Here is a 13,500-nt window from a genome sequence, read left to right on the forward strand (position 1 = left end):
CGGACAATGACGCGGCAGGGCAAGCTGATCTTGCCCGCACCGGAGGATGCGGTAGAGTTCGCGGCGGTGATCGTCGATCCGCCAGTTTCGGAACCGCCGCCTAAAACGGTTAGTCGCCCTGAGATTGTTCTTGGCCCAGTGACGATCCGTCTTGAGGAAGGGGCATCAGCCGCCCGGATCGCCGCCATCGCGCGTGCCCTGGCGGCGGCGACATGATCTTTCCATCGAACCGCGTGCGGATCATGGTGGCGACCAAGCCCGTGGATTTCCGTAAAGGTCATGACGGATTGGCGGCGCTGGTAAAGAACGAACTGCACAAGGACCCGTTCACCGGAACGGTCTTCGTGTTCCGGTCCCGCAAGGCGGATCGGTTGAAGCTGATCTACTGGGATGGCTCCGGGATCGTCATGGCCTACAAACGGCTGGAAGAGCACATGTTCATTTGGCCAGGCATCAAGGATGGATTGATGAAGCTCACCCACGCCCAGTTCGACGCCCTGTTTGCGGGACTTGATTGGCGGCGGGTTCATGCCATCCAGACGAGGACGCCGGAGGCCATTGAATAGCTGCGGCACGATGACTCAGCACGGCAAATTCCGAGGGCAAATCGGCTCGGGATTTGGTAGCTTCGGCCATGCTTGATACCGCCGATCTTCCTGATGATGTTGCTGCCCTGAAGGCGATGCTGATCGCTGCCCAGGTGCGCGAGTTGGCCAAGGACATGGCGATAGTCAACATGGACGAGCACATCGCTCGTAAGGACGAACGGATAGAGCGGCTAGAGAAGCTGGTCGCAGCATTCAAGCAGGCAGCCTTCGGACGCAAGTCCGAGAAGACTGATCCCGACCAGTTCGATCTGGCACTGGAAGACCTGGAGACGGCGATAGCCGCGATCCATGCCGAGGATGAGGCGGACGCTCCTGTTGGGAACAGGATTGCCAAACCACGCGGGATTAATCGCGGCTCCCTTCCAAAGCATCTTCCTCGTGTGGAGGAGGTCATCGAGCCGGAAAGCCTGATCTGCGCCTGCGGTGGTTGCCTGCATTGTATTGGTGAGGACGTATCAGAGCGGTTGGACGTGGTCCCGGTACAGTTCCGCGTCATCGTCACGCATCGTCCCAAATATGCCTGCCGTGCCTGCACCGACGGTGTCGTTCAGGCTCCGGCACCAGCACGGCTGATCCAGGCAGGGCTGCCGACGGAAGCCACCGTCGCCCACGTTCTGGTTTCCAAATATGCCGATCATCTTCCGATTTACCGCCAGGCCCAGATAATGAGCCGTCAGGGCATTGATCTCGACCGCTCCACGCTCGCCGACTGGGTCGGTCGGGCAGCCTACGAACTGCGGCCCGTCTTCGATGCGCTAGTCGCAGACCTGAAGCGCTCGACCAAGCTCTTCATGGACGAGACTCGTGCTCCGGTCCTCGATCCCGGCTCCCGTAAGACCAAAACCGGATACTTCTGGGCGCTGGCGAGAGATGATCGTCCTTGGGGCGGGGGTGCTCCGCCCGGTGTCGCCTTCACCTACGCGCCTAGTCGCGGTGGCGTTCATGCCGAACGGATATTGCAAGGTATCTCAGGCATCCTGCAGGTGGATGGATATGCTGGATACAACGGGCTGATCGCACCTGAGCGTGTCTGTCTGACATCCAGCTTGCCTATTGCTGGGCGCATGCCCGGCGCAAACTGGTGGAGATTACCCGCAACGGCGCAGCACCGATTGCCGAGGACGGCGTCAAGCGCATCGGCGAACTGTATCGCATCGAAGCCGAACTTCGGGGCCTTAATCCGAAGGCTCGCTTGGCTGGGCGACAGGAGCGGTCAGCGCCAATGGTCGCCGACATGCAGGCCTGGCTTGTCCATCACCGTGCCCGTGTCGCAACGAAGTCCCCACTCGGCGAGGCTTTGGCCTACATTGCCAAATACTGGGATGGCCTGAAGCTCTTCCTGACCGATGGCCGCGTCGAGATCGACAACAGCGTTGAGCGCACAATCAGACCGATAGCCCTCAATCGGAAGAACGCATTATTTGCAGGTCATGATGCCGGAGCCGAGAACTGGGCTACCATCGCTTCGCTTGTCGAAACGTGCAAACTCAATGCCGTCGATCCTCAGGTGTATCTGACCAGCACGCTCACCGCCATAGTCAACGGCCACAAGGAGAGCCGGATCGATGAGCTACTGTCGTGGAACTTTCAAAGGAGGTAAATACAGCCGCAACGCTCGCAATTGTCCATTGCGTTCATCGGCTTTGGCTATGCCGTTCCCGAAGAGCGAAGGTTTCCTTGGTGCTGACAAAGATCAGATTTTTCTCCATAGTATCGGATGCGCGGAGAACGGCTCCAATCCTTCTCGCAACGGCAATGGAGGCGGCATTGTCAGGGTGAATGACGTGAATCGCTTCGGTCCAACCAAGCGCTTAAAAAGTCCAGTTCAGGCAGCGGGTTGCCGCCTCGGTGGCGTATCCCTTGCCCCAAACATCGCGGCTAAATGCCCAGCCGATCTCTTGACCAGGCCAGCCGGGAGGGGACCACGCGCCAGCGCGGCCTACCCAGCGACCAGTTGCCTTCTCGATTACTGAAAAATTGCTGTATCCTTGGACGCTCCACGCCACAGGGGCATCCTAAGGGCCGCCGATAAATCGTGTCACTTCCGGGTCAGAGAGGAACGCTGTCCAGTCGGACAGGACCGCAGCACCCGGTTGTCGCAGCAGAAGACGCTCGGTTTCTATCACAATGTGCCTCACTCACAGCCGTATCGAGAGCGAGCACATACTGTGGGCATACGACAGTTCAATGAACGGGATTGGCGTAAAACCGCCTTACTATCCTCATGCTGAAGCCCCAGGTATCAATCAAAGCAATTCAGTCAAGGTGACAAGGGAACACCGCTTACGGAAGATCATGGTAAGTGGTGAGTCATACCGACATCCAGCGGGAAACGCACATGAAATATAAAGAATTGGCCGTCACGGTAAGGACAAGTTCCGCCGCATTGAGCTAATGCTATGAACTTGCAAGGAAAGAGCAGATGATGTGATCGATCGATCCACGACGTGTGAAACTCCGTTATGTCCAGTGGCCAAATAAGGTCGAGGCTTTGTTAGGAACTCACGTTGCGGAAATCATCTTGGCCAGTGGTCATACGGCCACATAAAAAGGCCGCACATATGGAAGCAAGCGATCTGATCAAAATATCTGAAAAAACACTTGCAAGTCGGAGCCGTCCACATATGGACATACAACAATGATCGACCCAATATGGCCATCGGCGGCATCACGCCGAGGCAAAAACTGATAATCGCAGCCTAAATTCTACTGATTGGACCCGTTAAATACGGGGGATTACCGACGCATTTCGCTTTGGAAACAAAAATGGTTCGTAGCTATCTCAATTTCGCAAGGGCCAACTGGCAACAACTTCTCTTTGGTGCCCTACTAATGGCGCTCTCTAGCGTCGGCCAGACCGTTTTCGTGTCCGTGTCAGGATCGCACTTCCGTAACACGTTCAATCTCAGTGATGGGGGGCTCGGGGCAACCTATGCAGCAGGAACCTTCGCAAGCGCCTTGACACTTACATGGGCGGGACGGCTGATAGACTACACGACTGTTCGCCGTTTCACTTGGGCGGTTGCGTCGCTGCTTGCGACCGCCTGTCTACTTGTGGCGATTAGCGCAAATTTTTTCATGCTGGCTATAGCCTTCTATTTGCTTCGCCTCGGCGGTCAGGGTCTCATGACGCACACGGCTCTGACCGCGACTGCGCGTGCATTTCCGCAGGATGCCGGCAAGGCGCTTGGCATCATCGCGCTGGGCCTTTCTGTTGCTCAAGGGCTGCTTCCACTTGGTGGTGTGACCATGATGGAGCACCTTGGATGGCGCACCGCCTGGGGATTGAATGCGCTCTTCGTCATCGTGGGCGCGGGAGTCGCCCTGATGTTTTTGCCGCGTCAGGGCGACAAGGCGGTCCGAAGCCGGAGAGATCGCTCCGATGACAATGCTGCAGCAGTTCCAGCCCTTTGGCGCGACGCACGGCTACTCCTGACACTTCCGGCTGTGTTGGCTGGACCGTTCATTGTCACCGGCTTTTTCTTTCATCAGGCACGACTGGCCGACCAGAAGGAATGGGACGTTGCAACAGTTGCTGCCAATTTCGCTGTGTTTGCGATTGCGCAAGCGATTGCTTCTGTCGTCGTCGGGCCGATCATCGACAAGGTCGGCCCCAGGAGACTTCTACCGTTTTTCCTCTTGCCGCAGGCACTGGCCATGCTGTTGCTCGGGTGCATAAGGACTCCGTGGATCGCGCCTGTCTACATGCTGCTTATGGCAACCTCAATGGCACTTGCTTCGACCCTCGCCACCGCCTTGTGGGTCAACTTGTTTGGTCCATTGGAATTGGCTAGGGTGCGCTCCTTAGTTGAGGCGGGTACAGTCGTTGCTAGTGGTGCCTCGCCGATTATCATGGGCTTCCTGATCGATTCTGGTGTTTCGCTTGAGAGGCAAGCACTTGGATGTTTCGTCTATACCATTCTGGCGTCCATGATGGCGTCAGCTGTCAAGCGGACGGCAAGAACTGAGATTTGAGGTCGACTTACGGAGCCAGCAATTTTCGCCGGAAATTCACGTCTCTCGCCAACATTTGTGGAGGGCGTTCACTTTAGCCACAATTTTTGAGCCGGACCCAAAAGCTGCCTTCCGCTCTTGGCTCCCTATCAATCATCGAGCACTGCTACAGCAGTACCATTTCGTTCGCAGTCGGACCCTTCCCTCTGGTATGTCGACAGCGCGGTAATATATCGCCAATCGAGGCATGCGATCCGCCCAGGGCACGAATTGAGAACAATAATCATCTGGACTTGTCCCGTTTTATTTCCGCCTCGTTATCTCGTTTCGGCGGTTTGTTGTTCGAATTGAGCGGGTGATATTCCTCCCAACGAGGGATGCCTTCTGGGACTGGCACAAGAACTGTTCAAAATCATACGGTAGCCATGAACGTATTAAGAACCTGCATTTGACAGCAATGGTGCCCTTGGAATCCATTTGCCAATTCTTCTCGATCCATTTTCATGTTCCCTGAACACGTTTGATTTCAGGAGACCAGTGATGGGTCGCAGAAAGCTCCTTAAAAGTGATGAGAGACGAGCGGTTTTCGGAGTGCCGACCAGCGACGATGGTTTAATCCGGCACTACACGCTATCCCTTTCCGATCGGCTTGAGATTCAGACCCCCGCCGCCGGCCGCCCAACCAACTCGGCTTCGCCGTCCAACTCTGTCTCATGCGCTATCCCGGGCGAACATTGATGTCGGGGGAGAGCCTACCCCTGGCAACACTCGGGTTCATTGCTCGACAACTCGATATTGAACCACACGAGTTCAATCTTTATGCGCGCCGCCAACCGACACGGATGGAGCATGTCGCCTTTCTGTTGAGCTATCTGGGAATGCGAACGCCGACTTCTGAAGATCGACGGATGGCACTATCGGCCGCCATTGAGGTGGCTGCGGCAACAGATAAGGGCGTTACCATCGTTAACGCGATTGTAGCAGCGTTTCGCGAGCGCAATGTTTTGCTGCCTGCGGAGGACGTGATCGAAAGGCTTGGGCTTGCTGCACGCGCTGTTGCTCGCCGCCGAGCAGAAGCGGCATTGTTGGCGGGTTTCTCCGAAGCGCGTTTGGTCAATCTCGACAATCTTCTTAAGGTAGATCCGAAGATTGAGCACACTCGCTTTCATTGGATTAGGTCTGCCCCCGATGGGCCAAGCGGTGATAACCTCGACGGATTGATGGAGAGACTGGCGTTCATCCGATCCTTGGAGATCGATCCTCAGCTTCAGAGCCGAATTCATCCGGAACGCTGGAACCAAATGGTTCGCGAAGGAGACGTTACACCGGCGTGGCTTATCGCCGACTTCAATACCGCACGCCGTCGGGCAACTATCGTCTCCCAGCTTATCAAACTCATACAGAAGCTGACCGATGATGCGGTAACAATGTTCTGCAAACTGATAGGGCGTTTGTTTTCTCAGGCAAACAACAGAAAAAAGCAGCGCCGCACCGACGCGCATCATGAAACGGCAAAGGCGCTCAGGCTGTTTAGAGACACGCTGCGCGCGCTCGTTATCGCCGACCAGACCGGGGCGGATGCATTGGACACGATCGACCGGCAGGTGGGATGGCACAAATTGCTGCAGGCAAAGCCTCTTGTTGAAGCGATGGTCGAGGACGCTGATCCAGACCCGCTCTTGCTGGCGGTCGAGCGCTATGGCGGCGTGCGCAAATATGCCCCCATGTTCCTGCAAGCCTTCACTTTTCGCTCATCACGCCGGCATGATCCCCTGCTTGCTGCGCTCGACATGCTGAAGTTGCTTTCTAACGACGGGCGGCGGGGGCTGCCCACTCGGTTTCCAGTCGGCCATCTGCGGGAGCAGACGCGCAAGCTGATCTCTCGGCAGGACAAACCTGACCGCCGTCTCTACGAGATCGCAACCTTAGCCGTATTGCGAGACAGATTACGTTCCGCGGACGTCTGGGTAGAAGGTAGTAAATCATATCGGCCCATGGATGAACTCCTAATGCCAATGCCAGCATTTAGAACACTTAAGGAAGACGGTGACCTTGGACTTGGCGTCCAGAGCGATGGCGCTGCCTACCTTTCTGAGGCGGCCCAAGCTCTCGACTTCAATCTCCAGCAGCTCGCCTATCGTGCCCGAAACGGAAAACTTGACGGTGTCCGCCTAGAACACGGCAAGTTGCTCGTCACACCTCTCTCGAGCGAAATACCCGCAGAGGCAGAAGAATTGAATTGGGAATTGAGCGGTATGTATCCACTCGTCGAAGTTCCGGATTTACTCAAAGAGGTTCATGAATGGACCAGGTTTGCCGATCAATTTACGCATGTGCGCACCGGCGATCCTCCGCGTAATAGTTCAGCGATGTTGGCCGGCGTTCTCGCCGATGGCACCAATCTCGGGCCCAAACGGATGGCGATAGCGTCGAAGGGAATCAGCGCTCATCAGATCAGCTGGATGCGGATGTTTCATGCGCGTGCTGAAACGTATCGAACAGCCCAGGCCTGTATTTCCGATGCCCATTCCCGCCATCCCCACGCTCAGCTATGGGGTAATGGTGCGACGGCATCGTCTGATGGCCAATTCTTCCGAGCGAGTGACCGTGCCGCCAAGCGCGCCGATATTAACCTGCACTATGGTAGCGAGCCCGGCATCAAGTTCTACAGCCATCTCTCCGACCAGTATGGTTATTTCAGCATCCTGCCGATCAGTCCAACTGAAAGCGAGGCAGCCTATGTACTCGACGGCCTGTTCGATCATGAGACGGCACTCGAGATTAAAGAGCATTTTACCGATACCGGTGGTGCCAGCGACAACGTCTTTGCGTTGTTCGCCCTGCTCGATAAACGGTTCTCGCCTCGACTGCGCAATCTTAACGATCGGAAATTCCATACGTTTGAGAAACCGGACATCTATTCAGGACTGGAGGGCCATATTGGTGCGCCAATTAACGGCGATCTGACTCTGGCCCATTGGGACGATCTACTGCATTTGGCCGCTTCGATTAAAATGAAGATGGTTGCTCCCTCGGCAATTCTGAAAAAACTAGCGGCCTCGCCCAACCCGAGCCAGCTCGCGAAGGCACTGCGAGAGCTGGGGCGGCTTGAGCGGTCGCTATTCATGATTGAATGGTATTCCGGCCCGGCGTTACGGCGGCGTTGTCAAGCGGGATTGAACAAGGGTGAGGCTGCCCACAAACTCAAGCGGGCCGTCTTTTTCCACGAGCGTGGTGAAATTCGTGACCGTTCGTTTGAAAGTCAGGCGTTTCGGGCGTCCGGCCTCAATCTCGTCGTCAGCGCAATCGTCCACTGGAACACCATTTATCTCAGCCGAGCTGTGCAGCACCTCCGTCAGAAACGCCGCATCATTCCGAATGATATGCTCAAGCATGTTTCACCGTTGAGTTGGGAACATATCAATTTGACAGGTATCTATACATGGGACGAGCCGCCAAGCTTCGCGGATAGTGGTTTCAGGCCGCTGAGAACTTCAACCGCTATAGCGCGGGCAGCCTGAAGTTCGTTGTTTGTTCACGGTTAGCGTATGATTTTGAGCAGTTCTTGCTCTGACCCCTTACTGAAAGGGCGACGATGGCAGCGGCCGCCTTCCCAAAAGAGAACATAGAACGGAAGTTAGTCCAGCGGATCCGGCGCCACGCGAACGGCAAGTGCCGTTTTCCCAAAATCTGTTCCCAAATGAGTTTTCTGCAAACGCCCCCCGACAGGAAAATGGGAATTCTCGCGTGGTGCAAAAGACACGTTTTTCGACACCACGTAACTTGTTTCAGCGAAGCCTCCTAATGGCGGCCTACACACAGGCGACAACGCGCGACACCTAACGTCTCGCAAAAGATGCTTACAGCATCTTCGGGAGCTCGAAGAGGACGGGGTCGTGCTTCGGACTGTACATCACCAAATCCCTCCGAAAGTAGAATATAGACTGACAGATGAGGGACTAGGCTTGGAACCGGTGTTCTCAGCGCTCATGGCTTGGGGGCAGTTTCAAGATGATGCCCAAGACGAGCGTGCGCAGAGCTGGCTACATCCAGAAGATGTTTCAGCGTAAAGACGATCTCTTTCGCCTTAAACGCTCAGCCGTATTTGGTCTGCATTCTTATCGACAGAGACCGGCGTGATCTGTCCGTAGACAACCACCCGAATGTCGGGCCGATCCTCGTAAACGAGCACATTGAGCTGGTAATGTTGCCAACCCTTTAGAGGGTCGTACAATTCCTTCTCGCTGTCGCCAGTTCGCACGACCTCCGGGTCGGTCCACCAATCCCTAGTAATGGGAAAATTGTTCGTGATGTTATCCAGAAGAGCGCGAAGAATGGGGTCCTTGCCACCCGTTAGATAATCGTGGCGGGCCTTCAAAAACATCAGCCTCGCCATAGATTGCCAGTCTCGCACGCGCTCCCGGTACTCATCGGAAAAAAATACGACGCGAAGCATGTTCGGATTTTCTTCTGTGAAACCGGAAAAAAGTGCGGCGGCGGCGCTATTGGATGCCAGTACATCCCATCGCCTGTTGAGAATGTAAGCCGGGTCCGGCAAGCCGTTGATCATGTTCACGAGGCCCAAAGGCAAAGCCGACTGCTCTGCCGAACTTGTTTTAAGATTTCGGCCCGCGAGGGCGTAAAGATGTTCCTGTTGTGCGCGGTCAAGCCTCAAGCCGCGTACGAGGCGAGCGAGAAAATCGTCAGAGACCTGAATGTCTCGTCCCTGCTCGAACCAAGTGTACCATGTTAGGCCAACACCCGCCAACGTCGCGACCTCCTCGCGGCGAAGGCCCTTCGTGCGTCTTCGCGGGCCTATGGCGATCCCAAGGTCTTCCGGAGAGGCATGTTGTCGGCAGTGTCGAGCAAATTCGGACAACGCGTGGCGCTCCGCAACGCGTGCCAATCGATCAGACGCCATCGTACACTCCTGTTAGTCTATTACGACAGTAACAGCATAAAAGTCATATAGTAACAGCTTGATGGCATGTCTATGGATTTCCTGCAAAGGAGAAAGCAGATGTCAGTTTCAGTTATTGGCCTTGGAAAAATAGGATCGGAGATCGTTCCGCATCTTCTATCGCTCGGGGAAGTAAAGGTCTGGAACCGTTCGCAGGCTGCAGTCGACAGAGCGGTCGAACTGGGCGCAACGGCAGCAAAAGACCTGAGCGATGCTTTCGCTTCCGATCTGGTCATCTCAGCTCTTTTCGATGACCAAGCCGTTCTAGCGACCATGACATCCGAACTCATTTCTCAGGCGGCGCCACAGACCCTGCACGTTTGCCTGTCGACGCTCAGCCCCGATCTTGCAGATGACCTCGCAAGGTTGCACGCGGTTGCGGGTGTTGGATATCTGTCGGCACCGCTGTTTGGCAGACCGGAGGCCGTACAACTACAGGCGGCCAATATCTGCGTGGCAGGGAATGCTGAACTCATTGAAAGGGCCCGTCCCTATCTCGAAACCTTCGGCCGTCTCTGGCCGATTGGTCAGGAACCCCGTCAGGCCAATGTTGCAAAGCTCTGTGGCAACTATCTCATTGGCGCAGCAGTCGCAGCCATGGCGGAGGCAACGGCTATTCTTAACATGCAAGGAGCTGATGCTGACGCCTTCATGTCCTTGATGACCAAAACGCTGTTTTCCTGCCCGATCTACAAAAATTACGCTCCCTCTGTCACCGGCACTCGGCCGCTCCCTCCGACCGGACTAGCTTTGCCAATGAAGGATATGGAACTGCTCGCCGCGGTCGCCGGGAACGATACAGCAAAGACGGGCATCCTTGCGGCATTGCGTGAACAACTGTCTCGCGCGGCGACAATGGGCCTCGGAGCCGATGACTGGTCCGTCGCCTTAGCCGGACTGGCACGTCATGGCCATGCCCACGCCCCAAACGATCCTTCAAACTAATGCAGTGAGTGCATAGACAACCGATAAGAGGCGACTCGGGGAGAACAGCTTGGGAGCTAAGGGGATGTGCCGCCTTGAACGGATGTGAACCGACGACAATCTTATAGCTGGCCACATGCACAATAAAGATTCTCGAATATTTATGCGCGGCAGAGCACCACAGACTTGATGTTTTGTCCCTTATGGGTTACATAATGTGATGTTCACGATTAGACGCACCCGTGATTATGCGGACTGGATCAAAAAGCTAAAAGACTTCCGCACCCGAGCTCGAATTGCAGACCGTATTGATCGCCTAGCCGCAGGAAATCCTGGCGATGTAAAGCCGGTGGGCGGCGGCGTGAGCGAACTCCGCATTGACTACGGGCCCGGCTATCGGGTCTATTTTGTCCGGGACGGATCGGTCGTTTATGTTCTTCTCTGTGGCGGCGACAAGAGTACCCAAGACAAAGACATTCGATTGGCCAAAAAGCTAGCGCAGCAATTGAAGGAGTGACCGCATGCCACTTGAGACATTTGAGTACGACTCCGCCGAGTTCCTTGGAAGTGAGGAAGCTATTACGGAATATCTTTTAGCTGCCAGCGAAGATGGCGACGCAAACCATATCGCTCGCGCTCTCGGTGTTGTTGCGCGCGCGCGCGGCATGTCGGATCTTTCTCGGAACACCGGGCTTACCCGACCTGCTCTCTACCGGGCATTGAGTGGGGATGGCAACCCAGAGTTTGGGACGATCGCAAAAGTAGCTGACGCACTTGGTTACAGGCTAAATCTTGTACTGAAATCCGACGGCGGGCCTGTCGCCACTGCTAAGTGACCGGCAAACTCAAGCCTCCGCTGGCCCGGTCCTTTTGTCCGTAGCAGATCGAGGCAGCGCATCTCATACCGTTTTAACGCTTTGAACGGATGTGAACCGCGCCACCTTCGACATTTAAGATGGTGCTGAAGCCCAGCCAGCCCAAGAAGTTGCGTGTCCGGAATGGGGCCGGCAGGAGACCGGCGGCAGGAAGCGAAAACGCTAAAAGCAGGCGCCCAGAGCGTCGCGATGGCATCCTTAAAAAGCGCTTCACGTCGATCTGGCTCGTCACCGTTCCAATAAACCCACCGATTGTACGACGACTTCTCTATAGCTCACTCGTCGTCGAGTTCGCATTCATTCGAGGCATCATACTTGCAAATGTCTGCTTTCAGATTGATCCGATGGATGCCGGTTGCCCACTTCGAGGGTGCCAAGCTGAGTGTCCTCACTCGTGAAACCGCTCCTGCCAGTCCTTGGGCCCAACGCCCAATCTGCGCTGAAACACCCGCCGCATGGTCTCCGTGGAGCCGAAACCGCATTTGCGAGCGGTAGCTTCGACGGAAGATCCGGTCTCCAGCAGCCCTTGCGCCCGTTCCAACCGGATGATCTCAACTGCGTCGGCGGGTGTGCGGCCTGTCCGTTGTCGGTAATGGCGGGCGAAAGATCGAAGGCTCATTCCCGCCCGATCCGCCAGCGTATGTAGCGTCAGCGAACGGGTCAGATTGGCCGAGATCCAGGCGTGAAGATCGGCGAACCTGTCGTCGGCGGTCTGGAGTCTCAGCGGCGCGCTGAATTGCGACTGGCCGCCGGGTCGCTTGAGAAAAACCACCAGTTCGCGGGCGACGGCGAGCGCAAGTGTGCGGCCGTGATCCTCTTCAACCATCGCCAAAGCGAGGTCTATCCCGGCCGTCACGCCCGCCGAGGACCAGATCTTACCATCGCGCAGAAAGATCGGGTCTCGTTCGAGGCGAACCTGCGGAAACCGCCCGGCGAATTCGTCATAGCGATGCCAATGCGTCACGGCGCGGCGGCCATCCAGCAAGCCGGCCTCCGCCAGCAAAAACGCACCGCTGCAGACCGACGCCATGCGCCGGGCATGCAGCGCACGGTCACGAACCCAGTCGATCAAGACCGGACGGCTGCATGCGGCATTGACCCCGCTGCCACCGACAGCGATTGCGGTGTCAGGCGCCGGCCGGTCTTCCGAGAGGAGCCCACACCGCAGCGCGATCCCCGAATTGCAGGTCACCTCCGCCATTTCCGCAACCAAGGCGATATCGTAGAGGGGGCCCTTTTCGTGGTGGGCGCTTCTGCGCGCCATCTCATTGGCCGATGCGAAGACCTGTGCAGGACCTGTCGCATCGAGAACCTGGGCATCTGGAAAGACAAGGATTTCAATCCGGCGCGAAATGGCGGTTGGCATCAGCATGGCGTTTGGCATGAAACGAGGGATAATTGGCATTCATGCCAAATCATTTCCTGTCATGGTCTCGGGGTCAAGACAGGAGAAAAAATAGTGTCCATCCGCTTCGGTATTCTTTGTGTGATTGCGCTCAGAACTTTGACCCCTTTCGGCGCCGAAGAATGACACCAGTCGGCGTACGCTAACCTGCTGCCTGACTTGACCTTTCGGTAGAATGGCTGGGGTCACCGTTCGACGCCTGTAGTGGGGTCAACGACCCCGCTGAAACACAGCCTTTCGACTGGCACCAGCGGAAGGCAACGTTGTACTCGCCGTTACGGTCGTGCTTGCTGGAACCGTTGCAGCGATCCTAGCATCTGCGGCAAATGCGCTGGGGGCAGGACAGCGAGCTTCGTCAATGTTCGCCGCCAAATGGTCTATGCGAGCATTGGAGCTGCGCATCGATCAAACGGTTCACATGATCGCCATCGAAGCTACGAGCGGGAAACTAACGCCGGCTCTTGTGGCGAAACTCGATAGTTCGATAGAGGCGTGGCTCGGCGCGGTCACACAGACGCTCAGTTCCTTTGGCTCTGAATACGGTAAAGCTCTTGGAACAGTAACTGTACCGGAACCCAAATTACCTGATTTTAATTAGCGCTGGGGCGATAGTTCCTCAGTTCTCGTTGTAGAAATGCGACGCATCCCGATGCCCTCTCAAAGCGAGCGGACGAAAAGTCTTGAACTCTTCGCAATGCGGAACCTTGTCTTGCGAGAGCCTGTGGACTACACTCTCGTGAAGCGGCGCATCGGAAGAGCCCAGCCAACGAGATC

At 56.1% G+C, this 13,500-nt stretch carries 11 protein-coding genes and 2 pseudogenes; 10 read left to right on the plus strand and 3 right to left on the minus strand.

What is annotated here, in order from left to right:
* The first annotated feature begins 6 nt into the window (after positions 1 to 6).
* The 3 genes and pseudogenes from IEI95_RS08780 to tnpC all read left to right on the plus strand — a co-directional run bounded on the left by IEI95_RS08780 (position 7) and on the right by tnpC (position 2,208).
* Positions 7 to 216, plus strand: a complete 210-nt coding sequence (locus IEI95_RS08780) for a hypothetical protein (RefSeq protein WP_156538368.1) — start codon at positions 7 to 9, stop codon at positions 214 to 216.
* Complete coding sequence (tnpB, locus tag IEI95_RS08785; RefSeq protein WP_156538369.1) at positions 213 to 566, plus strand: IS66 family insertion sequence element accessory protein TnpB; 354 nt, start codon at positions 213 to 215, stop codon at positions 564 to 566. The genes IEI95_RS08780 and tnpB overlap by 4 nt, the downstream gene beginning before the upstream one ends.
* A gap of 68 nt (positions 567 to 634) precedes the next feature.
* Positions 635 to 2,208: pseudogene (tnpC, locus tag IEI95_RS08790) on the plus strand (IS66 family transposase).
* Positions 2,209 to 2,419: 211 nt separating this feature from the next.
* Here the strand turns inward: tnpC and IEI95_RS29380 are convergent.
* Positions 2,420 to 2,614: a GNAT family N-acetyltransferase gene (locus IEI95_RS29380; RefSeq protein WP_197435779.1), complete on the minus strand. Its 195-nt coding sequence runs from the start codon at positions 2,612 to 2,614 to the stop codon at positions 2,420 to 2,422.
* A gap of 760 nt (positions 2,615 to 3,374) precedes the next feature.
* On the opposite strand from IEI95_RS29380, the gene IEI95_RS08800 reads away from it, so the two are divergent.
* From IEI95_RS08800 to IEI95_RS08810, 3 genes and pseudogenes are all read left to right on the plus strand, one after another.
* Positions 3,375 to 4,583 (plus strand): MFS transporter, encoded by a 1,209-nt coding sequence (locus IEI95_RS08800; RefSeq protein ID WP_156538370.1) that lies wholly within the window; start codon positions 3,375 to 3,377, stop codon positions 4,581 to 4,583.
* 519 nt (positions 4,584 to 5,102) lie between these two features.
* Positions 5,103 to 8,083, plus strand: a pseudogene (locus IEI95_RS08805) (Tn3 family transposase).
* A gap of 375 nt (positions 8,084 to 8,458) precedes the next feature.
* A complete protein-coding gene (locus IEI95_RS08810) occupies positions 8,459 to 8,632 on the plus strand; it encodes a winged helix-turn-helix transcriptional regulator (protein ID WP_273545165.1) in 174 nt (57 codons plus the stop codon).
* A gap of 17 nt (positions 8,633 to 8,649) precedes the next feature.
* Here IEI95_RS08810 and IEI95_RS08815 read toward each other — a convergent pair whose 3' ends face one another.
* Complete coding sequence (locus tag IEI95_RS08815) at positions 8,650 to 9,483, minus strand: MmyB family transcriptional regulator (RefSeq protein ID WP_156538371.1); 834 nt, start codon at positions 9,481 to 9,483, stop codon at positions 8,650 to 8,652.
* A 99-nt stretch (positions 9,484 to 9,582) separates the two neighbouring features.
* Between IEI95_RS08815 and IEI95_RS08820 the strand changes: the two genes are divergently transcribed.
* From IEI95_RS08820 to IEI95_RS08830, 3 genes are all read left to right on the plus strand, one after another.
* A complete protein-coding gene (locus IEI95_RS08820) occupies positions 9,583 to 10,467 on the plus strand; it encodes an NAD(P)-dependent oxidoreductase (RefSeq protein ID WP_194416310.1) in 885 nt (294 codons plus the stop codon).
* A 199-nt stretch (positions 10,468 to 10,666) separates the two neighbouring features.
* A complete protein-coding gene (locus IEI95_RS08825) occupies positions 10,667 to 10,963 on the plus strand; it encodes a type II toxin-antitoxin system RelE/ParE family toxin (protein ID WP_156538373.1) in 297 nt (98 codons plus the stop codon).
* 4 nt (positions 10,964 to 10,967) lie between these two features.
* A complete protein-coding gene (locus IEI95_RS08830; protein WP_156538374.1) occupies positions 10,968 to 11,282 on the plus strand; it encodes an addiction module antidote protein in 315 nt (104 codons plus the stop codon).
* Between the two features lie 427 nt (positions 11,283 to 11,709).
* On the opposite strand, the gene IEI95_RS08835 is transcribed toward IEI95_RS08830, so the two are convergent.
* Positions 11,710 to 12,726 (minus strand): GlxA family transcriptional regulator, encoded by a 1,017-nt coding sequence (locus IEI95_RS08835; RefSeq protein WP_234894835.1) that lies wholly within the window; start codon positions 12,724 to 12,726, stop codon positions 11,710 to 11,712.
* A gap of 358 nt (positions 12,727 to 13,084) precedes the next feature.
* On the opposite strand from IEI95_RS08835, the gene IEI95_RS08840 reads away from it, so the two are divergent.
* Complete coding sequence (locus IEI95_RS08840) at positions 13,085 to 13,324, plus strand: hypothetical protein (protein ID WP_194416311.1); 240 nt, start codon at positions 13,085 to 13,087, stop codon at positions 13,322 to 13,324.
* Positions 13,325 to 13,500 lie beyond the last annotated feature (176 nt).

It is taken from the genome of Agrobacterium vitis (genome assembly GCF_014926405.1).
Lineage (GTDB): Bacteria > Pseudomonadota > Alphaproteobacteria > Rhizobiales > Rhizobiaceae > Allorhizobium > Allorhizobium vitis_H.

What these genes read in the sequence shown, in the direction of transcription:
- IEI95_RS08780 (WP_156538368.1), top strand. Translation starts at nt 7, where the DNA reads ATGACGCGGCAGGGCAAGCTGATCTTGCCCGCACCGGAGGATGCGGTA.
- tnpB (WP_156538369.1), top strand. Translation starts at nt 213, where the DNA reads ATGATCTTTCCATCGAACCGCGTGCGGATCATGGTGGCGACCAAGCCC.
- IEI95_RS08800 (WP_156538370.1), top strand. Translation starts at nt 3,375, where the DNA reads ATGGTTCGTAGCTATCTCAATTTCGCAAGGGCCAACTGGCAACAACTT.
- IEI95_RS08815 (WP_156538371.1), bottom strand. Translation starts at nt 9,483, where the DNA reads ATGGCGTCTGATCGATTGGCACGCGTTGCGGAGCGCCACGCGTTGTCC.
- IEI95_RS08820 (WP_194416310.1), top strand. Translation starts at nt 9,583, where the DNA reads ATGTCAGTTTCAGTTATTGGCCTTGGAAAAATAGGATCGGAGATCGTT.
- IEI95_RS08825 (WP_156538373.1), top strand. Translation starts at nt 10,667, where the DNA reads ATGTTCACGATTAGACGCACCCGTGATTATGCGGACTGGATCAAAAAG.
- IEI95_RS08830 (WP_156538374.1), top strand. Translation starts at nt 10,968, where the DNA reads ATGCCACTTGAGACATTTGAGTACGACTCCGCCGAGTTCCTTGGAAGT.
- IEI95_RS08835 (WP_234894835.1), bottom strand. Translation starts at nt 12,726, where the DNA reads ATGCCAATTATCCCTCGTTTCATGCCAAACGCCATGCTGATGCCAACC.
- IEI95_RS08840 (WP_194416311.1), top strand. Translation starts at nt 13,085, where the DNA reads ATGTTCGCCGCCAAATGGTCTATGCGAGCATTGGAGCTGCGCATCGAT.